Raw genomic sequence first — 23917 nt, 5'->3', positions numbered from 1 at the left:
ATTCAGTTTTCCCAAGTGATATGTATTCTCTCCAATGGAGAGTTCCCTTTCGCTTAAATATTTATTTCATTTCAATAATGATTCAAGCTGTTCAGCAATTTCATCAATGGTATTTATCGATGTATTTAATGCCATTTTATCTACTAGTGTAGGGCTGAATTTTAAAATATCAGATTTAGATACTTCGTGCCAGATAGGCAGTATTACTTGGTTTTCACCGCTCATCTCTCTAGCAGTCAAACCATTTAATTCATACTCTGTCCAGTCCTTTTTGATAAAGGATTTAGATAAAACAACAACTCCAAACCGAGAATTTGCTAATCCATAATCGATTGTCTTACGTAGACTTTTACCCCAGCCTAAAGAGAATTCGTCATACCATACATTTATCCCTTTTGCTCTTAACAACTCAGCAAGGGGACGGACAAAACTATCTTTATCTTCTGTTGCATGAGAGATAAAAACATCATAACTCTCTGTAATATCTTCTGTCTCATCAGATTTGTTGATGACTGGACGATTGAATTTATGGCTTGGAGATATTGCCCTTTTCTGCGATTTCAATTCTCGTGTGATTTTCTTCTGGTAATCTAATTGTTCTTTTTCAAGTTTCTTCTGTGCAGCAATTCTTTTTTTCTGGTCATTCTCTTGCTCTTTAATGAGTTGTAATTGATAACGGTGTAAGTCTCCAGTTTTTGCTGTTATTTTTTTATTAATATCTGCTTTTTTAGAGTTACATCTTGAAATATCATTTTTATGACGAGAGATCTCTGACATTTTGGAATTCAATGTGCTTAAAGACGTTGACTTAGTGACGCTACGCTTTATTTGATTGATTTTTCCTGAAAGTTGGGCCTCTTTACGCTGCTCATCAGAAAGTTGTTTTTGTAGACTAGCAATGTCTTTTTGTATTCTGTTGATATTTGACATTGTGGTGCTTATAGACATCAGATTAACTCCCTGAGATATTTACATATGGTGTATACTACACTATCTATGTACTTGTAGGCGATTGATTTTACCTAATAATATATCGATAAAAGAGGACTTTCTTATCAGGCCGTTCTAACTCTATACTTCAACACCTGAACATGATCTCCATCATTGAAGTATTTAGCTCCGCTGGTAAAGGTGCTTAGTCTTTTGGCGTGCCCGGAATGACCACTGTTGCTTGGCGCGTGGACAATAAATTTACGCGTTTAGTTGGTCATTTTTGCTCCAATATTCTTAATGGATACATTCCCCTTCATTATGAAATTTGCATTAATATCATTAAAATGAATGTCATTTGATATTTATTATTAGGTATAGAAATGTGTATAATCGATTATTGTTTTATGTATACGATATGGTGGGAAATGAGTAATACTACAGATTGGATTAATACTATATCTAATGTGATGATCGCCGGTTCTGCGATTTATGGCGCTTTTAAGGCTAAGAGCTATTTCAAAAGTAAAAATGATGAGGAAGCATATAATGATGCAAAAAAATTGATATTTGAACTGTATCCTCAATATAGAATTGATTTGCATAAATTGGTTATCGTTTTGTTATCAATGACATCTAATAGAATTCCAAATGATATATTGGAAACTCGGTTGGAGAAAATTACCAATAGACTGTCTAATACACAAATTGAAATTGTAACTATCAGTTCCAATATTATTGAACGCCATAGATGGAAGATCAGAGATGATTTTACAGAGTCTTTTGAAATAATTAAAAATATCTATAGGAATAAATTAAGTTTTCCATTGATTAATGTAGTGGATGAAGTAAGTCAAAGCACAGAAACTGAAAGGCAAAATATACTTAGAGAATTAATAGGGAAATGTCATGAAGGTATTGATGCCATTCATACATTCACAGATAATAAATTTAGAGTTGACGAGTATTTCGTTCGTCCCTTTTTAAACTAATTTTTCTATAAGAAGATTGATATGAGCAATGAGAAAACATCAGAGGAATCATTTTTCAATAACATAAAAAGTTCCTTGATCGAGCGTTTCACGACACCATTATATGTATATGTTATTTCAGCCTTCTGTATTGATAATTGGGATAAGATATTATTTATTATGTTTGGAAAAGGGAACATTGAGTATAGGACGTCGATAGTTCAAATGCAGGGCATTAACTTTTGGCAACCTATTGTTTACGGTATAATCATAACCATAATAATGCCTTTTTTATCAAGAGCGATAGAATTTTTCCATCTTAAGTCGGACAGATATTATCTGTACTCTTTCCTCCAAAAGGGACTCTCGTAGGGTAAAAAGTATGAACTCTATTAGAGTGATTGAACGTCAACATGAAATAGATATGATTGAAGGTGAAGCAAAACATAAAGCAGAACTTGAAAGAATAAAATCTGAATCTCAATACAATACGAGCGAGTTAAAAGAAAAACTTGAACGGCTTGATATAATTGTCAAAAACCAAGAAGCGCGAAATAATGAACTATTAGAAGAGCGAAAAAAATTAGATGATGATCTCAATAATATATTCATTTTTGTAGATGATCTTAGGGAAACTGTATTGAGAGTAAATAATGCTTATAATCGGTCTATGAAAGAAGATGATGTTGTAAGGAAAAACATGATATTATCCCCTATATATGAGATAATAAAGGAATCAAAATTTAAAGACATAGAGAAATATCTAGAAAAAGTCGGTGTTCTTGAAAATAGTTTAAAACGTCTCCGAGACTCCGAAAGAAAAACATTTTCAATGGATGAACTGGAAAATAACGACTATAATGCAATAAATGCCGATTAAGACACGTTATTTAAAATAATTACCTAAGCATGATAATCATGTTGTAAATATATAATACTGTATTGATAAACAGATTGGATACCACTTGTGCGATACCCCGTCCAATCATCCATCAATGCCACATGCTTAGCCCATAGCGTCCCATGTTGATACTCTGCTTTGGCCTTATCTTCTAACTGGTGAGCTAACGCATGTTCAATGATATTCCTCGCGTATTATGAGCACGGCCTCCCCACTGATTTTCAGAAGGCAACAATTTCAGGATGACAATGAGCTTTTAGCGTATCTTGTTCCTGTTAGACAAAATATTTTTATAAATAAAATCAATTAACTACACGTATACTGTGATTTTATACAGCAATGATGTTGTCTTTAGTGGAATTAAAGCTTATAAAGAATATGGTTATAACTGCATATAGTGATTTTTTTGATGAAGACACTACATAAGTGATGTTCATGACTTTTGGGGATGCGTTTAATGAGTAAAAATGTAAAACAGACTTCTGAAAATGTGGCTTCTACTGCTGCAAAAACGCTGACTGATCCTAATGCCTCAGCCATCCAGAAAAGCCTTGCGGGTTCCGCGCTTTCTCAACGTGGGACGTCAAACCAGACCAGTGGCAAAATGGAACATAAGGCATCATCGGCCCTTGATAACCCACGCTCTAGCGAATTAACGAAGCAGCTTGCTGCTTCGGTATTGGCACAATCAAACAAAGGGCGTAAGTGATAAGTAACAGGGAGAGTAAAACCTCCCTGTATTTTTTGATTTAATGCGATTGTTTGCTTGTAGGAAGGTGATTATTGTTTCTGAGCAAACTCAAACGGCCTGACCATCTCATACCGATTCTCATCAAGAAAATCAGCCCACCACTGGAGCATCAGGCGGCGTTGGTCAAGATGCTTGGCCTTATGGGGATAGGCTGCGCGAACGCTGTTACTTTCCTTATGGCTCATTTGAAGCTCTACAGCATCTTCTGACCATAGACCAGACTCAATTAAGGCACTACACGCCAGTGTGCGGAAACCATGACCGCAGATGTCCTGTGTGGTGTCATAGCCCATCTTACGTAGCGCCTTGTTAATAGTGTTTTCACTCATGGGTTTGAATGAATCATAACAGCCAGTGAAAATTAATTCTGCTTCGTTACCTTCTTCATAGGTAAGCTGGCGGATCTCTTTCAGTATCTTGAGAGCCTGCCTGCAAAGGGGAACGAAGTGCTGACGTTTCATTTTAGCCCCACGAGTCGAGTGCTTGACGTTTTCAATCGCTTCCCGCTGTTCGGGGATCACCCATAACTTACTTTTGAAGTCGATTTCCGACCACCGGGCGAAACGAAGTTCGCTGGAACGAATGAAGATCAGCAGATTGAGTTTAATCGCTAGCGTAGTCAGTCCACGACCTTTGTAGGCATCAATACGTTCAAGCAGTAGCGGGATCTCTTCCAGCTCCAGTGCAGGGCGGTGTTCCGTCTCTGGTTTCTGGACAGCGCCTTCCATATCATAGGCCGGATTATGACGCATAAGCTTTTGCTGGACGGCATGACGTAGGATCGCGGTGATGTATTGCTTAATCCGCATGGCAATTTCAAGGTAGCCGAGTGTTTCCGCTTTTTTGACCGGGACAAGCAGATCACCCGTATCCAGTTCTGAAACGTTTCTGTCGCCTATATCCGGGAAGACATAGGTTTCAAGGCGCTTCCAGACAGTATCGGCGTAATCTTCTGACCATTTTGTTTTGGTGGCAAACCAGCTTTTGGCGACGACACGGAACGAGCGGGTTTTATCCCGCTTCTCCTGAAGGACTTTTTCATCAGCCTGTTTTTTAGCGTTCGGGTCAATCCCCTGAGCCAGCAGCCTTTTGGCCTCGTCCCGGCGTTGTCTGGCATCGGCAAGTGAAACCGCAGGGTAAACCCCAATGGAAAACACCTTCTGTTTGCCATCAAAGCGATAGCCTAACTGCCAGTATTTTGAACCGTTAGGATGCACCAGCAGATAGAGGCCAAACCCGTCAGTGAGCTTGACGGCCTTTTCCGATGGTCTGGTATTTTTTACTTTGGTATCAGTAAGTGACATGACGGTTCCCTCCGCGTGCTGGTAAAACACAAATCGAACCAGCTTTACCAGCATTTTTACCAGCAAAAGGGTATGGCTTCGAGTGGTTTTTAGTGAACGAGGGTGAACCTGAAGAAGGGCATAACCAGTTGATATAAATGCAGAAAGCAGACGTCACTGAACGTCTGCTTCCCTAAATTTGGCTCCTCTGACTGGACTCGAACCAGTGACATACGGATTAACAGTCCGCCGTTCTACCGACTGAACTACAGAGGAATTGTTTCAACGAGGCGCATAATACTGGGCCGGCTATAACGTGTCAACAGTAAAATTAACGCGCCAATTCAATTGGTTAATTAACCCACAAAGTGAGGAATTAATGTTCGGATTCCTCGCCGTAGTCGCCTTCGGCAGCGCTTACCCGTAAGCGCTGAGAAGGATCCTGGCGATAGAACTGGCAAAAACGCTGCCATAGTGCCGGGAAACGTGGAGCAAACAGTTCTGGCGCGCTGAAAAAATACTCTGACAACACGGCAAAACATTCTGCAGGGTCGGTGGCGGCATAGGCATCTATACTGGCAGCGCTTTCGCCAACAAGATCGATTTCATCCTGAATATTATTCATTGCCGCGTGGAGATCGTGTTCCCAGCCAGCCACATCGCGTAACGGGATGAAAGGGATGCCGCTGGCGCGATCGCCATTACGCATATCCAGTTTGTGCGCGACTTCATGAATAATGAGGTTGAAACCCGAAGCATCGAACGAGTCCTGGATATCCAGCCAGTTCAGAATGATGGGCCCTTGTTGCCAGCTTTGCCCCGACTGTACGACACGCTGGCTATGCACCAGACCTATGTCATCTTCCCATTCATCATCTACCACAAAGGGCGCGGGATAAATGAGCACTTCATGAAAACCATCAAGCCACTCAATACCGAGCTCCAGGATCGGTAAGCAAAAAATTAACGCAATACGTGCACTTTTTAACGAGTCGAGCTCAAATCCCTGTAGCGCTACCAGTCTTTTCTGCTGCAAAAAACGTTCGGCTAGCGCAATAAGCCGAGCCTGTTCTTGCGCGGTGAGGTTTACCAGAAGAGGTATAGCCAGCGCATCATCCCACGGCCAGTCTTCGTTCTGGGTTATTTCTTGTGCTTTCCAGGGCCACTTAATCATCGTTTTGCTCGTAAACTCGTCACTTGAACAAAATTACCCGAATAGGGTCTGTTAAAATGCCAAATTACCTGGCATCATTGCAATATACGGAGAGATGCCGGAGCGGCTGAACGGACCGGTCTCGAAAACCGTTGCGGGGGTAACTCCGCCGAGGGTTCGAATCCCTCTCTCTCCGCCACTATTCAAGCACTTACGTGATTTTCTTATAGTGATGAAAATCACGTTGAGAAAAAATGAGAAAATTCGGTGAGAAAAAAACGCCAGAATTTTAACTGGCGCACATCGAAAAGCTCAACGCTTCCTGTCCAGGGTTGGGCTCATTTTCACCTTGCGATCGTAAACCAGAACCTGGGATTCGGTTTTGTGGCCACTGTACTTCTGCTTGTCTTTCGCCGTTCCCTCATAGTCTGAAATCCCCTTTGCCTTTAGATCGTGGAAAGTGCAGTCAAGAGGACGTCCCAGATCATCCCCCGCAGCCTTTCGCGCCTTTCTCCACGCCTCGTTAAATCCTTTATAAGAATAACGCTCGCCATACATAGTCCTGATAACAGGGCCTTCCTCTCCCCATTCACGACATATTTCAACGGCATCACGTAAGCGATCTGTCCAGGATTTAATTTGTTTAACTCCGGTTTTTCCTTGCTGAATAAAAATTCCTTTCTCCAGTATTTGATTCCAGTTCATTTTCAATACATCAGAAACTCTGGCAGCACATAAATAAGCTATTTCCATTGCAGCCCTGACGGCTGGCGTTGCGTTATTATATATCGCTCTGTACTCTTCATCGGTAATATATCGATCGCGTTGAGGCTTAGGAAACTTATCCACACCAACGCAAGGATTACCAGGAACATAACCACGTTGATAACTCCAACGAAATACGCGCGACATAGAGCTGTGTTCATGATTCGCCTGGACACGGCTTTTTTGCCCACGGGCATCCATATAACGCCGGATATGTTCTGGCTTTATTGCTTTAGCTTCGGCATCACCAAATACGGCAAGTATATATTTCTCATGTGCCAGATAATCTTTCTGCGTTCTTGGGGCCAGATCAGCATAATCGGCACTGGCAAGAAATTTTCGCCATAATTGTGTGAATGTAATTCTGTTTTTTCTACCCTCAACTTTTTTTTCGTAAGCCACCCAGACCTCAGCTTTAGTTGCATCAGCTGGAGCTATATTTTCTGTTGATCCTCCCGGTTTCCAGTAGTAACCAGAAGGGCGAAAGAATACACCCTTTGGCATCCACTCATTACCGGGCGCACGTTTGCGACCCATGTTAACTCTCTATAGCGTCAAAATTCATGCCTGGTACAGGCTGATACCCTGCTGGTGGAAGAAGGCGCGAAACTGGGTGATTTATATGATACCAGGTTGTTCTGATTGAACCGTCCCGGCGTTCTATAAAATAAATACCGTTCAGCGTTAATACTTCTTTCTGGAGTGGCTTCTGGCTTGCTCCTGTAGCATCTTCCAGTTCCTCCTCAGTCAGGAAGCGATCGCTCATGAGTTGCTTCTCCATCTAACCGGCTGCACCCGGTTTAAATCAGATATTGTTGCTGGTGGGCGGGAGCAGTTTCTGCCAGATAGCTGAAACGTATTTCGCCTGATGCCTGGCATCAGCCAGCGCGTTGTGCATATCGCCTTCGAACGGCATGTCACGTTTGGGATCGAAGCCGACAGCGCGACCCAAAGTAACCATCGTGCGGACGTCGTGATCGTTCCAGTAATTCCACAGGCAGGGGAGGCTGGAACGTTCGAAAGCGCCACGCAGGATAACGTTATCGAAATTGGCACCGTTACCCCATACCTTCAGGTATTTCAAATCGTCGGCGTGACAGGTAATAAAGTCATTGAACTCAATAAGCGCGGTCGTGACAGATGCTGCATCAGCGCAAATAGCCGCTCGTGCCTCCGGACTTTGCCTCAGCCACCACAGAATGGTATCGCCATCAGGAACGGCACCCTGTTCCATTGCGCTTTCAAGGTTAATCGTCTTATGGAACTCCGGCCCCAGATCTCCTTTTTTAGGATCGAAGAATACTCCCCCAATTGATACGATCGGCGCGTTAGGCTTTTTGCCCATAGTCTCAAGGTCGACCATTAAGTTGTTCATTCGTTATTTATCTCCGGTTTTGGTGCTGCTTTAATCATCGCCGCCCAGCACAACTCAGCCCGTCGTGCAGCCCGTCGACACCCGCTTAACGCTTCGTATTCCGCCCACACTTTTTCGTCGCTGAAATGTGGATCTGGCTCAGACTCGAAGCCGTTAATCACCATGTCCTCGGTTGGAACGATCGGCACCAGCGCATAGCCATCCGGAATTACTGGGGAGCTCAACTCATCACGATTACTTACAGGTTGGCCACCCTGAAGTATGGCAGCACGACAGGCGTTCCACATGTCATCAGCAATGCAGCACGCATATTCATCAGGATTGGTCGTGGGCAGAATACTTTTAATGACCTTGTAATCTGGATCAATGGCGGGCGGCACCACAGGCGCTCTCGGTCTGCCCTGATTATCCGACGGTGCTAACGGAGCGTTCTTGAGCGCAGACGCCAGTATTTCAATATCTACCTGTACCGGCACTGGCGGGGCAGCATATAACGGCATATACACGGCAACATCATCAGAAGCGTTTGGCTGTTGCTCTAACGTCACGCACACACCGGAAAATTTATTCAGGTATCGCACAGGCTCTTTGGAAGCCTTGCGGCGTTTCTGTAGTTCGCGCAGGGCCAAAATAATCCTGTCGTCTTCTCCTGCATTAGATTTTCGGTTCTCGTAGCGATCCTCAACAACCGCCAGGACATATTCCAAAACGTCGTCTGTTAGTTCGTTATTGGTGATAGTGGTCATGGGTTAGCCCTTCACAAAAATAATCCAGTGGGTTTTGTCGTTCTTCCCGGTTCGCTGGCCAATAATTGGTTTTGCGTCCGTCAGCGCCAGAATCTGGCTCACAGGGATTTGCGTTTCGTTCCATTTAAATATGAGTACGCCGTGTGGCCGCAGTACCCGAAACGCCTCTTTGAACCCGGCACGGAGGTCAGAACGCCATGTTTTTTTGTTGAGTCTCCCGTACTTCTTGCCCATCCAGGCCGTTTGGCCGATACGTTCCAGGTGAGGCGGATCAAACACCACGACCGGAAACGAGGCATCAGCGAACGGTAGCGCACGAAAATCAGCAATGAGGTCAGGACTGATAACCAGACGGCGACCGTCACACAATGTGTGCTCTTCTGCCCGAATATCTGCGAACACTGCGCGGGTATCGAGTTTGTTGAACCAGAACATACGGGAGCCGCAACACACGTCCAAAATTGTTTGCTGTGACATCACTCCCCCTTAACCTTGATGTCATCGGCGTCTTGTGCACTAACTATTTCCGCCGCCTGACCGAAAGCGGATACCCACTTTCTCGATTCTTCCAGCGCCAAATCAGGGCGACCTTGCAACAGGCAGCCAACGATATAGCCGTGCGCACCTATGGCTTCTGTGATGAGCTGAATTCCCGTTGGCGTGGTTTGGCTTTGGTTGGCCTCCAGCGTCGCCAGTCGTTCTTCCACCACATCAACGGCGTCAGCGAAACCAAACATATTGCTCCATTCTGGACGCTCTCCTGTTGCGGCCTGGTACATATCGGCCAGTGCAGATTCAGCACTATCACGCTCATTGATAAGCTGCGTCTCGCTGTGTTCGAGTTCTGCTATGCGGCGGTCCATTGGCTCAATCCTCGCTGTCAGTTCAGTGTTGCGCTGATCTGTTTCGGCTATACGGCGTTCTGCGGCTTCCAGTTTGTCATCTGCCTCTCTGAATTTATCGTGCCAACGATTACAGGCGATAAAAGCACCTTCGCGATATCTTGTTTCAGCTTTCAGCTCATCCAGCAGCGCCAGTATGGTGGCGGGGTTGGCGGCGGCGATGAATTTTGCGTTTTGCGCCAGATTATCGCCGTGCGTCTCCGCTAGAAACGCGCCGCTTTCGTGGCATACATCAAAATCGTAATCAATGTACCATCCACCCTGAGTGGCTACTGTTGCCACTTCACGCAGCGCCTGTTTGTCGATGTTCATGCTGCACCGCCTTCAACGCGCTCCCACAAACGTCTTGATCTGATTGCCTTCACTACAGACTCTTTATCTTTCATGCAGCACATTGCCGTAGCTCCATCAGTTCATTAAAGCGGGCCATAAACAGGCCGAAAGCCTGACCGGGGCGAAGGGGGTAGATTTCGAATAAATCTGTCGGGGGGATACCTTCCAGTATTACCCAGGGAATACTGTCATCAATATCCAGATCGCGGCGTTCAGTTGCCAGCATGGTAAGATCTGCATACTTCACTACGCTGGCTTCTTCCAGTGGCAAGCCAAACTTAAAGCGGATCAGTTGATCGGTACGTTTTTCAATCTCGCGATAATCAGGCAGTAACGCTTTTAATGGGGCAGGGATATCCTGGCAATACGCTTCGGCTGCGTCGTGCATCAGGGCTTCAAAGGCAAACTCCGGTGATACAAGCTGGCTGCACAGTACGGAATGCTGCGCCACGCTATAAAATTCAGGGAGATGTCCGGAGAAGCGGCAAATATTGGAAAGCGCCACGGCGATATCTTCAATATCAATGTCGTCAATAGTTGCGCTGAGATAATCAAATTGTTTACCTGAAAGTGTTTGAATAAAACTCATCGTTGGTTCTCCTTATAATTTATTTCGCTCTGCACCGCGTGAATTTTGGTTGTGCGAATCCCTCGCCGAGTGGCGATAATTAACAGAATTACGCTTCAATAAATCCCCGCGGCGCCGGGGATTTAATGCAGAGCAATTACGCTTTAAAGTTACCGATGAACGTTTCTACTGATTCACCGTCGAATTTGCTGATCAGCAGGTCGCGGAATTCATTGGCGATCGCTTCTTCCTGCGCTTCCAGTTGTACGATACGCAGAACAAAGCGAGGTTCATCACCGGTCAGCAGGCTGTTGCGGAGGCTGAACGCACGTTCACCGAGACCCTCATATGGAACACATTTGAACTCAAAAGCCACCGGCATAACGTCTTTGCTGCTGGCCTCAATGCTTTGCATAAGGGATTTCTTACCGCTGAAATCGCCATCGTCATGATCCTGCTGGGTTGCCTGTTGGATCGTAATGCGGCGAACAGCCTGGGCAGCCTGTGAAATCTGCATTGTGTTACCGTCAGCATCGAACGCCAGGAGATAATCGCTCCAGTCTTCAATCCATTCGGCGATCTGTTTTTGTTTCAGGCGTTCCCCGTTGATCTGGAGCAGGGCGCGGAATGGTGCTGTCTGTTTCAGCGTGATAGAAGCAACGTTGTCTGCATGACCGGGATTATCCAGCGTACCAATATTGAAAACTGAGCGAGCTGTCATATGGTCAGCATCAATAAAGCAGCGTGCTTTTTCGGTTGCACTGGCATAGCCCTTTGAATAACGGACAAAGTCTTCAATGCTGGTGGTAGTCATGGCGCCGCGGAAGCGGAAACGCTCCAGAGCAAAGCGTTCGAGGCTTTCAACACCTGTCCCGGCAGGCAATAATGCTGTCGGGCAAGCCAGCCCCTGAATATCGTTCAGGTGATAGCCAGAAAGAACCAGGTCTTTTACCTGCTGAAAAGTGCCGCTGTCTAACTGAGACATAAAAATTCCTTATTAACTAATGATCGAAGTGGTGGCAGTGAATTGGTTAGCTGCGGTTCACTGAGCCGCTTTAAGCTTTCCGTCAGTAGTGCCTTTAATACTGAACAGTTGACCCTGATCTTCCTGCAGTATGGTGAGCTTTCCGCCCTTGTTAACCCACATTGGGGTTTCTGTTGTGTCCTCTTCTGACGCTTTACCGCGCGGCGTCGGAGTGCTGTACTGCAGCTTGTGTTTAATTTTGACGCGCTTCTCTTCGACTGAATTTCCCATGCGCTCAAAATCAAAGGTGAGGACTACCTTGCCTTTATTGCCGTTATTCAGAACGCCTAATCCGACAGTATTCAGCGCTGCCGCGATTTTGTTCATGAACACGCCGGCATCCAGTTCGCCCAGAAAGTCGGGCACTACGGTCATGCGGTCATCATTCATCGTTAACCCCTCAAGATGGCGGTTGCCACCGCCAGTTGGTTTCTCCACAAAACAGAAAAGAGCACCTGCTGTAACAGCTTTCCGGGTGGATTGGGTAATGAGCCCGTCGCGCGGAGATGCTCTTTTCTGTTGTGTAAAAAGGTCGGCGTCACGGCAGAACACTGTCGCCTTCCTCCTGTTGTTGGAAGAGCCGGACGCCGACAAGACTTCACACAGCAATAACGTTGTGGTGGGGCTGTCACTCAGGCGCATGGTCAACCTGACAACCCGGTGTCCTACTGGGTACAAATGGAGAAAAACCCGCCATACTTACCGCCGCGCCATTTCGCGGATTACCACAACGAAGAGAGCACTGCCGGTGTCCGAATTGAACGGACCTTTTCTCTGCCCAACCCTCCTGACTAAACAGGACTGTCTGGAATCGAACCAGCACTTATGCCTTGCTCGTCAATGCCCTCATCGTTGTGTGCCTGTCTTTTCACCACATCAGGCTCGGTGGTATCCTTTTAAGCCCATATACATAAAAGGAAAATCAAATGACTTTTGATGAAAAAGAACTTGATAATGCAATTAATAAAATCATCGTAACGTCGCTCTTTTCCTGTCTCAGCGACACTCAGCAGAAACAGTTCTACGAATCGGCTTTCAACATGATCGAGCGTTGTTGTTTCTGCGATGCCGACGAGTTACCTGAAAAAATCAGGAAACAGTTGGCTGATGCTCTTCGAGTGCGACTTTCTGACCAATTTTCTGAAATGTGCTCTCCGAATTTGGACAAATAGAAAAAGGCCATTTCCATTCAGGGTCTGATGGAAATACTTCAGCCTGTTCCAAAGCACGGCGTAAAGAGAACACAACTCCAGCCATAATCTGATGTTTCCCATTGGTCCAGCTATCGCCGCTCTGATCTACAGGAGCGGCTATGTCGTATGACCAAACGACTTCACCACTATTGTTTAAAATCTGGACTTTCATTTCATACACCTGCTTTAACATGAGTGCCTGGCTTCAGACTTGCAAAGGCATATTCAGGATTTGCGAAATTCCGACGTTCACAGCCCACAAGAAGGCAAGCACTAATAAGGAACACCTGAACTACTTCATTTCCCTTAAAGCGCCGATGGGTGATGGCGCTTTTCTTTGCATTAACCAGCATCATTCCCCCTTCGTGACGTTCATTTTTACTGGCTTTATCACGGCTGCGTAGTTGATAAGAATGTTTACGCATGAAACAACGCACTCGGAACAGATAGCTGGCTCGTCCTTACTTCCTTTAGCGATGAGCTTTTTTGCATCCAGCTCACTGACCCCGCAGAAGGAGCATGTGTAGTAGTTATTCATCTGAACTCCTGTGTAATGCATCATTGCGAATCATCCGGTCATTCGTATGCCACCGGCGGCTACTTCGTGGGCGTCCTGCCTGTTCGCTGCTCTATGAATGCAAATTACATTTAAATTGCACATTGCGCAAGTATAAAATTGCGATATGTGCAATTTTGAGTTAAAAAAAAGCCACCATAATGGTGGCCTTGTCGACGCTTTCTATTAATTGTGTCGTTTGAGTGACTGCGTCTGGCTTATCAGAACCTTGCCAAAAACACCGAACCTGCACTCGTTGTCTTTGGTAATACTCCATTCCCTGTAGTTAGTGTTATCAGATATCACCAGTAATTTATCGGGGATCATCTGCAGCCTTTTTACGTATATTTTATCATCAAAGCCAAAGACATAGATGCCATCACCATCGAACTGGTTGATGCTTATATCGACAAAAATAAGATCTCCCGGTTCAATTGTTGGCGCCATGCTGTCACCGCGCACGTTAATCACTTTAAGCTCAGCGGCAGGACGCCCGCCGAACATAGCTAGTGCTTTGTCCTTGTTATATTCGATAGCATGGATTACATCGATAACATCACCGCCCTGAATGAGTCCATTACCGGCGCTTGCACTGACATCCAGTATCTCGATACGGAACAAATCCTTCACGTTAGCTGAATCCTTCCTCATATCACTGTGTTTACATACAGTATTACCTTTTGAGTCTGAGGTAAAGAGTTCTGCTATATCAACACCTAAGCAGTCAGCCAGCCTAGAAAGTGTTTGTTCGGTAAATTGCTTTTGCTTGCCAGTCTCCAGACGAGAGATGTTTGCGGCATCCACGCCGATGGCTTCTGCTAGCTCAGCAATTTTCATGTTCTTCGCGCGGCGAAGTTGTCTGACACGGTTTCCTATATTCATGCGTTCATTACATTAATTTTTTGCGCATTGTGCAAATCAACTTGCGCAAGTTTGCTGTATGAAATAACATGCGACATGCGCAAAAGAAGGAGGTTTTATGCAATCACCATTGAGAAAATTGCGGAAATCGCATGGTTATACGTTACAGCACGTCGCTAAAGGGGTTCAGGTTGATCCTGCAACATTAAGCCGGGTTGAAAGATGCGAGCAGGCTCCTTCAACAGAGCTTGCTGAGCGCCTGGCTCAATTTTACGCCGGAGAAATTAGCGAGATGCAAATTTTGTATCCAAACAGATATCAGCTTAGTGATTCGGCGATTTGACCGCCACCACAGCAGAAGGAGTAGATCCGTGGGACATGAACCTGAATGGAAAGTTGAAAAGCAGCCCCGCTGGTTGGTGGCTGCGATTAAAAAGACGATTTCCAGTCTGCATGGCGGTTATGAAGAAGCTGCGGAATGGCTGGATGTCACCAAAGATGCTCTGTTTAACCGCCTGCGTACTGGTGGTGATCAGATCTTCCCGATTGGGTGGGCGCTGGTACTGCAACGTGCCGGAGGAACCTGTCACCTGGCACATTCAGTAGCCAGGGCATCAGGTGGCGTTTTTGTTCCGCTGGCAGATATGGAAGAAGTGGATAACGCAGATATTAATCAGCGCCTGCTGGAAGCGATTGAGCAGATCACCAGTTATTCCCAGCAAATCAGGGTAGCTATCGAAGATGGCGTTATTGAGCCACATGAAAAAGCCGTGATTGATGAGGAGTTGTATCAGGCGATCGCAAAGCTGCAACAGCATTCGACACTGGTATACAGAGTTTTTTGCGCGCCAGAAAAGGGTGACGCCCGCGAGTGTGCAGCTCCGGGCGCCGTGGCGTCAAATTTTATGGAGAAAACCAACGCATGAATAGTTTAACGGTAAATAACCGTTTGTCGCAACAACCGGGGATGTATGAGTACCGGCCGTTGCGTCATGAATGCAGATTACCAAATAGCCTGGTCGTGCGTAACCACAGGGAACACAGCCTGGCCGTGGGGGATGAATCGTGCAGGAACTTAACCGCTGGTTTCGGGATGGAAGGGGACTTTATGTCCATGTTATTCGCTGGGAACCAGAAACTGAGCGCGTTATCTATCTGCGCAAGGGCTACCCGCATGAGTGTTTTAGCCCTTTGTGGAAATTCAGGCGTGATTTTGTTGAGTGTGAAGCGCCAGGAACACATTGATTCTGCAATTCCGGGACGTTACACTGTTCAGGCACCTCATAAAGCGGGTGCCGGGATTGGCGTCCTGGAATTGCATACGGCGACAATGGGCGCGTTAGCGTCTTTTTTGTTGCTACAGCTCAGCTATACCCAAATTATGGTGGGCTGGGTGGGGGCACCGAAAGGTGCGCCGGTTTCCGTATGCGCCGGTTACGCCAACCCTGCTCAGTTCACCACCAGCGAAATTGGCGTTTCCGGTGGTGGAAGTTATCCATTGCATACGGAGGCTGCCATCATGGCTACGATCCCTGCCTTAGTACAACCTGAACTTTGCATTATTGCAGGCAAAGTTGTTACTTCTTCTCTGGCTGTTGCTAGTTATTTCGGCAAACAACACAAAAATGTCATTCAAAAAATTGCGTCTCTTGAATGCTCTGCCGAATTTACTGAGCTGAATTTTCAGCTCAGTGAGTACATCGACGCATCAGGCCGCAAACTACCTTGCTATCAAATAACCCGCGACGGCTTTGCTTTCCTTGCTATGGGCTTTACGGGCAAACGCGCCGCCCAATTCAAAGAGGCATACATCAATGCCTTTAACCAGATGGAGAAACAGCTTTCAAAGCCGTCGGTGCTGAGCGATGCAGCACATAATGCCAGCGTTCTCTATTCCTACATTTCATCCATTCATCAGGTCTGGTTACAGCAGCTTTATCCCATGCTGGAAAAAGTGGAATCTCCGCTGGCCGTAAGCCTGTACGACCGCATCAATGACGCTGCGGCGCTTGCGAGCCTTATCAATATGACACTGAACCGTTCAGAGGTAAGGGGGCGCAAATGATCCGGAATATTTTTAAACGGTTCACCAGCCAACGTTTTCATTGCCCTCGTCCAGGACAGTGGTACAGCACACCAGAAGGGTACGTTCTGCGTATTAGCCTGGTCGATCGCGAATGTCAGAAGGTTGTCTGTGAGCCTCTTGGGCGTAATTACCGCGTCAACATGCCGCTTATTGCCTTTCGTTCCGGCAAAAACATGAAGCATCTCGGAGGTGCTGCATGAGTTCCCTTATTCAATTACTCGATCGCCCCATCGCCTACAACCCTGCTTTTGCAAAACTGAAAGCCGGGAAGGTAAAAGCTGGCCCGGTTGCGGCAGTATTCCTGTCCCAGCTTGTTTACTGGCATAACCGGATGGATGGCGGCTGGATGTACAAAACACAGGCTGATATTGCCAGTGAAACGGCGCTAACCCGCGACGAACAGGAAACAGCACGTAAACGTCTGGTAGCACTTGGTGTACTGGAAGAAGCCCGTCGCGGTGTACCTGCCACCATGCACTACCGCATCAACACCGAACGGCTTGAAGCGCTGTTGCTGGAAACGGCGAAGCTAGTGAAAAAGGGCGCTCAGGAGAAAACCAGATTGCGGGACTTCCAGAATGTGGAAACCCCGCAATCTGGATTGGTGCAACCCCGCAAACCAGATTGCGGTAATGCCGCAAACAAGAATGTGGAAACACCGCAAACAAGTACGGGGCAACCCAACGAACAAGCATGTGGCGATCCCACAATCTTTCCTACAGGAGATTACACAGAGACTACTCAGGAGATTACACAGGAGAGTAAAACCCCTTTTTGTCCGGTTGCTGAGCAACCCGACCCCGAAGTGACGCTCACCGATCAGGCGATTGAGGTTTTAACCCACCTGAACCAGGTAAGTGGCTCCCGGTATCAGAAGTCAAAAACCTCCCTGGAAAACATCCGTGCCCGACTGCGTGAGGGGTACAGCGTTGCTGATCTGCAACTGGTTATCGACCTGAAGCATGAGCACTGGCACGAGAACGACGAGCAGTACCAGTACATGCGCCCGGAAACGCTGTTCGGTCCGAAGAAATTCGAGAGCTATCTGCAAAGCGCTACCCGCTGGGATCAGAAGGGACGGCCTAAACGCGCTGACTGGGGTGCGAAGAAGCGCGATGTGATGGCTTTTGGTCCGGTTGATACAACGATTCCGGAGGGATTCAGAGGATGAGTCTGTTAGCAAAAGTGCAGGCGTTTATCGAGCTTAATCCGGGGCTGACATCAAATGAGATTGCCGATGCTTTTCCTGAATACGCACGCTTTGATGTGCAGCGTTCAGCGAGCAAGTTGTATCGGTGTAAGCGTGTTAACCGCCGCATGGATGGAGATGTATTTCGCTATTACGCGGGTAAAGACGAGGCAGTGATTTTGACGTTACGACAGAAAAGGTCAGGTCATACAGGTTCGGGTGATCCGATGGTGATTGCAAAGCTGGTAAGCCGCGCTGAAGAACTGGAATCCAGAGGGTTATTTAATCGTGCATCGATAGTGTGGCTGGAGGCATTTAGCGAAAGCCAGTTTATCTACGAACGCGAGGAATTTTTACGCCGCCGTCAGAAGTGTCTGAACCGCATCAAAAAGAGAATCAGACCCGTAGAGCAGGTTTATCTGGCAGGGCGATTTGTGGGGAATGTGGAATGACCAGTGAATCCGTTTGTATTGAAAGCAGTGATGTAACGATATCTGTTGATGAATCCGCTTCGCGCTCCTGGCGCCGCCCGTTCCTGAAATGGGCTGGCGGTAAATACTCCATGTTACCCGATCTGTACCAGATCATTCCGGCAGGGATGCGCCTGATTGAACCGTTTGTCGGTGGTGGCTCGGTGTTTCTCAACTCAGACAAACATGCCTGCTTCCTGCTGGCCGATGTGAATACCGACCTTATCAACCTGTACCAGATGTTGGCTGTTGTACCGGATACGGTGATAAGGCACGCCAGGGTAATGTTTGACCGCCTCAATGACGCCGAAAGCTATATGGCGCTACGGGAAGAGTTCAATGCTCAGGTGATGGACGGACCGGAACGCGCCGCCGCTTTCCTTTTCCTTAACCGTCACTGCTTCAATGGCCTGATCCGGTACAACCGCAACAACCAGTTCAACGTCGGTTGGGGCAAATACCCGTCGCCTTATTTCCCGGAAGAAGAAATCAGGGCATTTACCAGAATGGCGCACAACTGCGTATTCATGGCGGCGGGATTTCGCCGGACGCTGGCGCTGGCGGGGGAGGGTGATGTTGTGTACTGCGATCCACCCTACGAACCGATGCCCGGCACGGCTGGTTTTACTCATTACGCCGCTGGTGGATTTACCTGGGATGATCATATCGCGCTGGCGGAATGTTGCGTTACCGCTCATCAGCGCGGCGCCAGGGTTGTGATCGGCAATTCCACCGCGCCGCGCGTTATCGACCTGTACTCACAGCACGGCTTCGAAATCCGCTATATCAGCGCCCGCCGCTCAATATCGAGTAAGGGCAGTACCCGCGAGACAGCGAAAGATCTCGTGGCGATTCTGTAGGGGGCGGCATGAAACTGACATTGCCATTTCCACCCAGCGTTAACACCTACTGGCGGGCTCCGAATAAGGGACCGCTTAAAGGTCGTCACATGGTCAGCGCCAGCGGCCGGAAGTATCAGAGCGAGGCGTGCGCGGCAGTGATTGAGCAGTTACGCCGTCTGCCAAAACCTTCAACAGCCCCGGCAGCGGTAGAAATTATCCTGTATCCGCCAGACAAGCGGATCAGAGATCTGGACAACTACAACAAAGCGCTGTTCGACGCACTGACTCACGCAGGAGTCTGGGAGGACGACAGCCAGGTAAAGAGAATGCTGGTGGAGTGGGGACCAGTTTTCCCGAAGGGGAAGGTAGAAATCACGATCACGAAATTTGAAACAGGGGCGGGTGCAGCCGCCTGAAAATGGAGAAAGAAGCATGAATAATTTAATGGTCATTGATGGTATCGAAGTTCGCCGCGACGTTCATGGGCGCTATTGTCTTAACGATTTGCACCGGGCTGCGGGTGGAGAGCAGAAATACCGTCCGAAGTACTGGCTTGATAATAAGCAAACCCGTGAACTGATTGAGCAACTTTTCACCGAGGGCGGAATTCCATCCTCGAAACAAAATCAATCAGTTAGCTTTTTTCAGGGCGGTAGAGATACCCAAAATTTGGGTATCGCTCCAGTAAATACTGTTCGCGGTGGTGCTGAACAAGGTACATACGTATGCAAAGAACTGGTATTTGCTTATGCAATGTGGATCAGTCCGTCTTTCCATCTCAAGGTGATCCGCACGTTCGATCGGATTACCAGTGCGCCACAAACATCTTCTGGTATGGCTGCCGATAAGATGCAGGCGGGGGTGATTTTGCTGGGTTTTATGCGTAAAGAGTTAAACCTGTCCAATTCATCGGTACTGGGCGCGTGCCAGAAACTCCAGGAGGCAGTGGGACTACCTAACCTGGCGCCACAATATGCCATTGATGCTCCGGCTGGCGCGCTGGATGGTTCAAGCCGCCCGACGCTGGCACTGAGCGCGCTGTTAAAACAGCATGGTATCCGGATGACGGCTAATCAGGCGTATCAGCAGTTAGCAAAGCTGGGTGTTGTTGAACATCGTGAGCGTTACAGTCGCTCCGCGATTAACGGCATTAAAAAATTCTGGTCGCTGACGGCGAAAGGCTGCATGTTTGGCAAAAACATCACCAGCCCGGCAAACCCTCGCGAGACGCAGCCGCATTTCTTCGAGTCCAAATTTCCTGAGCTGCTGAAGCTGCTCGATACCGTTCATTGAGGTGATCGTGAGAGCGTTACTGACCCCTGAAATTGCTCCTCGTATGGGCGTTGTATTGTTCAGGCCGGGATCGGAACTGATGCCCCTGTTTATGCAGGGGCGTGTTCTGCTTGAACCAGAGCCGGAGCAATATTCATCTTTCGCCTGCGGCGCGGTCCCGGCGGTATCACAGCCGCTGGCGGATGATCCTGCTGTTCGTGATGTGTTCCGTAATGAGTCGGTTATCTATCGTGCTGGTGGTCTGGCTAGTCTGGAAAGCTGGCTACTCCGGGGGAATGGCTGTCAGTGGCCGCATTCAGACTGGCACAGCGAACAGATGACAACCATGCGCCACGCCCCGGGGGCAATTCGACTGTGCTGGCACTGCGATAACCTGCTGCGCGAACAGTTTACGGAACGGCTGAAATCAATAGCTGTGGAGAACACGACAAAATGGGTTTTATCGGTTGTTTGTCGTGATCTGGGTTTTGACGATATGCACGCAGTTACTCTCCCGGAACTGTGCTGGTGGATGGTACGCAATGACCTGGCAGAAGTCTTACCGGAGAGCGCTGCGAGAAAAGCATTAAGGATGCCGAAGGCAATTGTCCAGTCAGCTACCCGTGAAAGTGAAATTGTTCCCTCGGTGCTGGCCACCAGCATTGTACAGGATAAGGCGAAAAAGGTACTGGCGCTCAGGGTTGATCCGGAATCGCCGGAAAGCTTCATGTTACGTCCGAAACGCCGTCGATGGGTCAATGAGAGATATACCCGCTGGGTTAAATCCCAGCCGTGCGCCTGCTGCGGGAAGCAGGCGGATGATCCGCACCACCTGATAGGCTACGGTCAGGTAGGGATGGGAACAAAGGCGCATGACCTCTTTGTGCTGCCGTTGTGCAGAACGCATCACAATGAATTACATGCGGACACCGTGGCATTCGAAGAGAAATACGGCTCTCAACTGGAGTTGATATTTCGTTTTATCGATCGCGCGCTGGCAATTGGCGTGCTGGCGTAAATGGAGAACACGCATGAACCTTGAAGCCTTACCAAAATATTACTCACCAAAATCTCCAAAATTGAGCGATGACGCTCCGGCGACAGCCTCCGAATCTTTGACGATTACGGATGTAATGGCGGCGCAGGGGATGGTGCAGTCGAAAGCACCACTGGGTTTTGCCTTATTCCTGGCAAAAGTTGGTATTCAGAATCCTGACTTCGCGATTGAAGGGCTGATTCATTACGCGGTGGCACTGGATAACCCGACACTGAATAAGTTGAGTGAAGAAACTGGGTTACAGATTGTTCCTTACCTCGTGAATTTTGCATTTGCTGATTATTCCAGATCTGCTGCAAGCAAGGCTCGCTGTGAGCATTGTGCTGGTACGGGATTTCATCATGTATTACGTGAAGTGGTGAAACACTCCAGAAATGGTGAACCCGTCATCAAAGAGGAGTGGGAGAAGGAACTATGTCAGCATTGTCATGGTAAGGGAGAAGTCAGCACGGTGTGCAGAGGGTGTAAGGGTAAAGGTATTGTCTTGGATGAAAAAAGAACTCGGCTTCATGGCGCGCCTGTTTATAAGATTTGTGGGCGTTGCAATGGAAACCGGTTTAGCCGTTTACCAACCACACTGGCGCGGCATCATGTCCAGAAGCTGGTACCAGACCTGACTGATTATCAGTGGTACAAAGGATATGCAGATGTCATTGATAAACTGGTGACAAAGTGCTGGCAGGAAGAAGCATATGCTGAGGCGCAATTAAGAAAAGTCACGAGATAAATGATTTTCGCCGAAGATGGCGACATGATACTTGCACTTTTCAAAAAATATGGTTAGGATTCCCCTAACGATGGGCTTTGTGTGTCTACCGTTGATAATCTTCAAGAACCCGCCACCGAGCGGTTTTTTATTGATGTCAATTGTGTTTTTAAGGCTCTCCTTCCTTAAAGTGTGTTGTACAAAAAACTGGCAGCCAGCTACGCTCATTTTGAAAAAGTGACACCCTTCAATGTTTCTTTTGAATGGAATTGCTACCCATAAATCTCTATCAAAAACAGGAGAGCATATATGGTGGAGCGTTGTTCTGTTTGTGAGCAGTCATTAAGTCATTCACGAGAAGTTGAACAAGATGGCGTTGAATATAAATCTTGCCCAAAATGTTCTGCTGATGCCGGAGTGCACGTTTTTTATAAAACAATAGACTTTGGTTATAGGGATATGGGAGACGGCAGACATATCGTTCAGTCATGGTGTCCGGCTTGCCGTTCTGGTGAAAAACCTTTTATACCACCAGCATTTAAATGTTGTTAACTCAATGAATTATAAAAAGAGGCTGCCTGTGGGCGGCCTTTTTTGTGCACTACGCATCTTTTGCGACTCAGCGCTATAACCAGCTTCTTCCCCTTCACTCGTTGCACTTCCGATAACCGGAGGTGGGAATTATGAAAATGCATAACGATCCTCATTCCTGGTCTGACTTACTTGAATTGTTACAGAGCTGGTGGCGTGGAGACACACCGCTGGGCGCAGTAATTATGTCGATCGTTATGGCTGGCTTGCGCATTGCCTATTTTGGCGGTGGTGGTGGCTGGAAGCGAAAAACGCTCGAGATTTTGCTCTGTGGCGCTCTGACTCTGACTCTGACTCTGACTTTTGCATCCGCTCTTGAGTATGTCGGATGGCCTAAATCTCTTTCTGTTGCCATTGGTGGCGGCGTTGGGCTGATCGGGGTCGATGCTATTCGTGGGGCTGCAATGCGAGTAATCGGTAACAAATTTGGTAGCTCGAAGGAGTAATTTATGCAGGCACTAAATTCCCAGCGTAAAGCTTTCCTTGATATGGTGGCATGGTCAGAAGGAACGGATAACGGGCGACAACCGACACGTAACCACGGTTATGATGTTATTGTTGGTGGCGAACTGTTCACTGATTACTCCGATCACCCTCGCAAACTTGTCACGCTAAAGCCCAAACTCAAATCAACAGCCGCCGGACGTTACCAGCTTCTTTCACGCTGGTGGGATGCTTACCGTAAACAGCTTGGCCTGAAAGATTTTTCTCCAGAAAGCCAGGACGCTGTAGCTCTGCAGCAGATTAAAGAGCGTGGCGCTTTACCGATGATTGACTGCGGCAATATTCGTCAGGCAATCGACCGTTGCAGCAATATCTGGGCGTCGTTACCTGGTGCAGGTTACGGTCAGTATGAACATAAAATCGGCGACCTGATTGCCCGATTTAAAGAGGCTGGTGGGGAAGTAAATGAAGCTGAGATATAAGCTGGTTATTGTTGCCTTCTTTGTTACCGTCATTGGTTCCTTCATCTGGTCTACCGGGCATTACTACAGCAAATATCAGCACGAAAAGGAGCGTGCTGATGAGGCTGTACGAAATGCTGAATCAGCAACTGCCATTACCCGTAACGTTCTGCAATCACTGCAAATCATCAATACAGTTATAGAGGCTAACCAGCATGCAAAACAGCAGATCGCACTGGAGTCACAGAGAACCCAGGAAGATATCAAAGTGGCTGTTGCGGATGATGATTGTGCTTCACGTCCTGTGCCTGCTGCCGCTGCTGACCGGTTGCGGAAGTACGCGGACGGTTTACGTGAGCGATCCGGTGGCACCGCTGCCAGCCAGCCTGACTTCTGATACTCCAGTACCGTTTATACCCAATCCGCTGACGTATGGTACCAGTCTGGAGTTGAATGTTGCTCTATTGTCAGCCTTGGGACAATGTAA

General features: G+C 47.4%; 34 protein-coding genes, 2 tRNA genes and 2 pseudogenes. 20 read left to right on the top strand and 18 right to left on the bottom strand.

What is annotated here, in order from left to right; all coding sequences use genetic code 11:
* Nucleotides 1-66 precede the first annotated feature (66 nt).
* Complete coding sequence (locus N7E69_RS22965) at nt 67-948, bottom strand: toll/interleukin-1 receptor domain-containing protein (RefSeq protein ID WP_000028416.1); 882 nt, start codon at nt 946-948, stop codon at nt 67-69.
* A gap of 410 nt (nt 949-1358) precedes the next feature.
* On the opposite strand from N7E69_RS22965, the gene N7E69_RS22960 reads away from it, so the two are divergent.
* Complete coding sequence (locus N7E69_RS22960; RefSeq protein WP_000072672.1) at nt 1359-1922, top strand: hypothetical protein; 564 nt, start codon at nt 1359-1361, stop codon at nt 1920-1922.
* 361 nt (nt 1923-2283) lie between these two features.
* Nucleotides 2284-2781, top strand: a complete 498-nt coding sequence (locus N7E69_RS22955; protein ID WP_001084817.1) for a hypothetical protein — start codon at nt 2284-2286, stop codon at nt 2779-2781.
* Nucleotides 2782-2804: 23 nt separating this feature from the next.
* Here the strand turns inward: N7E69_RS22955 and N7E69_RS24625 are convergent.
* Nucleotides 2805-2996: pseudogene (locus tag N7E69_RS24625) on the bottom strand (hypothetical protein); the annotation flags it as partial.
* A 263-nt stretch (nt 2997-3259) separates the two neighbouring features.
* On the opposite strand from N7E69_RS24625, the gene N7E69_RS22950 reads away from it, so the two are divergent.
* A complete protein-coding gene (locus N7E69_RS22950) occupies nt 3260-3511 on the top strand; it encodes a hypothetical protein (protein ID WP_000042271.1) in 252 nt (83 codons plus the stop codon).
* A 71-nt stretch (nt 3512-3582) separates the two neighbouring features.
* Here the strand turns inward: N7E69_RS22950 and N7E69_RS22945 are convergent, their stop codons facing one another.
* The 3 genes from N7E69_RS22945 to mtfA all read right to left on the bottom strand — a co-directional run bounded on the left by N7E69_RS22945 (nt 3583) and on the right by mtfA (nt 6010).
* Nucleotides 3583-4857, bottom strand: a complete 1275-nt coding sequence (locus N7E69_RS22945) for a tyrosine-type recombinase/integrase (RefSeq protein WP_001675745.1) — start codon at nt 4855-4857, stop codon at nt 3583-3585.
* 179 nt (nt 4858-5036) lie between these two features.
* Nucleotides 5037-5112, bottom strand: a tRNA-Asn gene (locus tag N7E69_RS22940).
* Between the two features lie 100 nt (nt 5113-5212).
* Nucleotides 5213-6010 carry a DgsA anti-repressor MtfA gene (mtfA, locus tag N7E69_RS22935; protein ID WP_000598920.1) on the bottom strand — a complete coding sequence of 266 codons (798 nt, stop codon included), beginning with the start codon at nt 6008-6010 and terminating at the stop codon, nt 5213-5215.
* Between the two features lie 88 nt (nt 6011-6098).
* Here mtfA and N7E69_RS22930 point away from each other — a divergent pair.
* Nucleotides 6099-6188: transfer RNA gene (locus tag N7E69_RS22930), tRNA-Ser, on the top strand.
* 113 nt (nt 6189-6301) lie between these two features.
* On the opposite strand, the gene N7E69_RS22925 is transcribed toward N7E69_RS22930, so the two are convergent.
* From N7E69_RS22925 to N7E69_RS22865, 13 genes are all read right to left on the bottom strand, one after another.
* Nucleotides 6302-7291: a tyrosine-type recombinase/integrase gene (locus N7E69_RS22925; RefSeq protein ID WP_000532847.1), complete on the bottom strand. Its 990-nt coding sequence runs from the start codon at nt 7289-7291 to the stop codon at nt 6302-6304.
* 1 nt (nt 7292) lies between these two features.
* Nucleotides 7293-7520: a DUF4224 domain-containing protein gene (locus N7E69_RS22920; protein WP_031617346.1), complete on the bottom strand. Its 228-nt coding sequence runs from the start codon at nt 7518-7520 to the stop codon at nt 7293-7295.
* 39 nt (nt 7521-7559) lie between these two features.
* Entirely contained in the window at nt 7560-8129 is a 570-nt protein-coding gene (locus N7E69_RS22915; RefSeq protein WP_001061369.1) for a 3'-5' exonuclease, read from the bottom strand.
* Nucleotides 8126-8875 carry a hypothetical protein gene (locus tag N7E69_RS22910; RefSeq protein WP_000208093.1) on the bottom strand — a complete coding sequence of 250 codons (750 nt, stop codon included), beginning with the start codon at nt 8873-8875 and terminating at the stop codon, nt 8126-8128. The genes N7E69_RS22915 and N7E69_RS22910 overlap by 4 nt, the downstream gene beginning before the upstream one ends.
* A 3-nt stretch (nt 8876-8878) precedes the next feature.
* On the bottom strand, nt 8879-9352 hold the full coding sequence (locus tag N7E69_RS22905; RefSeq protein ID WP_000082797.1) for a class I SAM-dependent methyltransferase: 474 nt from the start codon (nt 9350-9352) through the stop codon (nt 8879-8881).
* A complete protein-coding gene (locus N7E69_RS22900) occupies nt 9352-10089 on the bottom strand; it encodes an ead/Ea22-like family protein (protein WP_001017850.1) in 738 nt (245 codons plus the stop codon). Before N7E69_RS22900 ends, N7E69_RS22905 begins: the two co-directional genes overlap by 1 nt.
* Before the next feature lie 70 nt (nt 10090-10159).
* Nucleotides 10160-10699: a hypothetical protein gene (locus tag N7E69_RS22895; RefSeq protein WP_000008351.1), complete on the bottom strand. Its 540-nt coding sequence runs from the start codon at nt 10697-10699 to the stop codon at nt 10160-10162.
* Between the two features lie 136 nt (nt 10700-10835).
* Nucleotides 10836-11663, bottom strand: coding sequence for a YfdQ family protein (locus N7E69_RS22890; RefSeq protein WP_000080407.1), 828 nt, complete (start codon nt 11661-11663; stop codon nt 10836-10838).
* A 57-nt stretch (nt 11664-11720) separates the two neighbouring features.
* A complete protein-coding gene (locus N7E69_RS22885) occupies nt 11721-12092 on the bottom strand; it encodes a hypothetical protein (protein WP_000997190.1) in 372 nt (123 codons plus the stop codon).
* A 699-nt stretch (nt 12093-12791) separates the two neighbouring features.
* Nucleotides 12792-13067 carry a hypothetical protein gene (locus N7E69_RS22880; RefSeq protein WP_001514782.1) on the bottom strand — a complete coding sequence of 92 codons (276 nt, stop codon included), beginning with the start codon at nt 13065-13067 and terminating at the stop codon, nt 12792-12794.
* Between the two features lies 1 nt (nt 13068).
* On the bottom strand, nt 13069-13320 hold the full coding sequence (locus tag N7E69_RS22875; protein WP_001574551.1) for a hypothetical protein: 252 nt from the start codon (nt 13318-13320) through the stop codon (nt 13069-13071).
* On the bottom strand, nt 13248-13433 hold the full coding sequence (locus N7E69_RS22870; RefSeq protein ID WP_024132396.1) for a ClpX C4-type zinc finger protein: 186 nt from the start codon (nt 13431-13433) through the stop codon (nt 13248-13250). Before N7E69_RS22870 ends, N7E69_RS22875 begins: the two co-directional genes overlap by 73 nt.
* Nucleotides 13434-13637: 204 nt before the next feature.
* The gene (locus N7E69_RS22865) at nt 13638-14333 is read right to left on the bottom strand and encodes an XRE family transcriptional regulator (RefSeq protein WP_001020640.1); all 696 of its coding nucleotides are present in this window, start codon (nt 14331-14333) and stop codon (nt 13638-13640) included.
* 97 nt (nt 14334-14430) lie between these two features.
* On the opposite strand from N7E69_RS22865, the gene N7E69_RS22860 reads away from it, so the two are divergent.
* The 16 genes and pseudogenes from N7E69_RS22860 to N7E69_RS22785 all read left to right on the top strand — a co-directional run bounded on the left by N7E69_RS22860 (nt 14431) and on the right by N7E69_RS22785 (nt 23827).
* Nucleotides 14431-14655 (top strand): helix-turn-helix domain-containing protein, encoded by a 225-nt coding sequence (locus N7E69_RS22860; protein WP_001191666.1) that lies wholly within the window; start codon nt 14431-14433, stop codon nt 14653-14655.
* Nucleotides 14656-14683: 28 nt separating this feature from the next.
* Nucleotides 14684-15238 (top strand): YmfL family putative regulatory protein, encoded by a 555-nt coding sequence (locus N7E69_RS22855; protein WP_000509727.1) that lies wholly within the window; start codon nt 14684-14686, stop codon nt 15236-15238.
* A 139-nt stretch (nt 15239-15377) separates the two neighbouring features.
* A pseudogene (locus N7E69_RS22850) lies at nt 15378-15473 on the top strand (DUF4222 domain-containing protein); the annotation flags it as partial.
* A complete protein-coding gene (locus N7E69_RS22845; protein WP_323178673.1) occupies nt 15427-16377 on the top strand; it encodes a Rha family phage regulatory protein in 951 nt (316 codons plus the stop codon). The pseudogene N7E69_RS22850 and the gene N7E69_RS22845, both read left to right, overlap by 47 nt.
* The gene (locus N7E69_RS22840) at nt 16374-16598 is read left to right on the top strand and encodes a hypothetical protein (RefSeq protein WP_000620702.1); all 225 of its coding nucleotides are present in this window, start codon (nt 16374-16376) and stop codon (nt 16596-16598) included. The genes N7E69_RS22845 and N7E69_RS22840 overlap by 4 nt, the downstream gene beginning before the upstream one ends.
* Nucleotides 16595-17569, top strand: coding sequence for a conserved phage C-terminal domain-containing protein (locus N7E69_RS22835; protein ID WP_000096530.1), 975 nt, complete (start codon nt 16595-16597; stop codon nt 17567-17569). The genes N7E69_RS22840 and N7E69_RS22835 overlap by 4 nt, the downstream gene beginning before the upstream one ends.
* Nucleotides 17566-18039, top strand: coding sequence for a PerC family transcriptional regulator (locus tag N7E69_RS22830; RefSeq protein ID WP_000054229.1), 474 nt, complete (start codon nt 17566-17568; stop codon nt 18037-18039). Before N7E69_RS22835 ends, N7E69_RS22830 begins: the two co-directional genes overlap by 4 nt.
* Nucleotides 18036-18917, top strand: coding sequence for a DNA adenine methylase (locus N7E69_RS22825; protein ID WP_000200163.1), 882 nt, complete (start codon nt 18036-18038; stop codon nt 18915-18917). The genes N7E69_RS22830 and N7E69_RS22825 overlap by 4 nt, the downstream gene beginning before the upstream one ends.
* A gap of 8 nt (nt 18918-18925) precedes the next feature.
* Complete coding sequence (locus tag N7E69_RS22820) at nt 18926-19315, top strand: RusA family crossover junction endodeoxyribonuclease (RefSeq protein ID WP_000779148.1); 390 nt, start codon at nt 18926-18928, stop codon at nt 19313-19315.
* A gap of 16 nt (nt 19316-19331) precedes the next feature.
* Nucleotides 19332-20192: a KilA-N domain-containing protein gene (locus tag N7E69_RS22815; RefSeq protein WP_001061462.1), complete on the top strand. Its 861-nt coding sequence runs from the start codon at nt 19332-19334 to the stop codon at nt 20190-20192.
* 7 nt (nt 20193-20199) lie between these two features.
* Entirely contained in the window at nt 20200-21189 is a 990-nt protein-coding gene (locus N7E69_RS22810) for a DUF968 domain-containing protein (protein ID WP_024132394.1), read from the top strand.
* A 13-nt stretch (nt 21190-21202) separates the two neighbouring features.
* Nucleotides 21203-21955, top strand: coding sequence for an antitermination protein (locus tag N7E69_RS22805; protein ID WP_001047086.1), 753 nt, complete (start codon nt 21203-21205; stop codon nt 21953-21955).
* A gap of 288 nt (nt 21956-22243) precedes the next feature.
* Entirely contained in the window at nt 22244-22486 is a 243-nt protein-coding gene (locus N7E69_RS22800; RefSeq protein WP_024132393.1) for a hypothetical protein, read from the top strand.
* A 137-nt stretch (nt 22487-22623) separates the two neighbouring features.
* The gene (locus tag N7E69_RS22795) at nt 22624-22971 is read left to right on the top strand and encodes a phage holin, lambda family (RefSeq protein WP_162273053.1); all 348 of its coding nucleotides are present in this window, start codon (nt 22624-22626) and stop codon (nt 22969-22971) included.
* A gap of 3 nt (nt 22972-22974) precedes the next feature.
* Nucleotides 22975-23451 carry a glycoside hydrolase family 104 protein gene (locus N7E69_RS22790; RefSeq protein WP_001148532.1) on the top strand — a complete coding sequence of 159 codons (477 nt, stop codon included), beginning with the start codon at nt 22975-22977 and terminating at the stop codon, nt 23449-23451.
* Nucleotides 23435-23827, top strand: a complete 393-nt coding sequence (locus N7E69_RS22785) for a DUF2570 domain-containing protein (protein WP_001574547.1) — start codon at nt 23435-23437, stop codon at nt 23825-23827. Before N7E69_RS22790 ends, N7E69_RS22785 begins: the two co-directional genes overlap by 17 nt.
* Nucleotides 23828-23917: the final 90 nt, after the last annotated feature.

It is taken from the genome of Salmonella sp. 3C, from assembly GCF_025426275.1.
GTDB lineage: Bacteria > Pseudomonadota > Gammaproteobacteria > Enterobacterales > Enterobacteriaceae > Salmonella > Salmonella enterica.
This window is presented reverse-complemented; position numbering and strand designations above follow the sequence as displayed.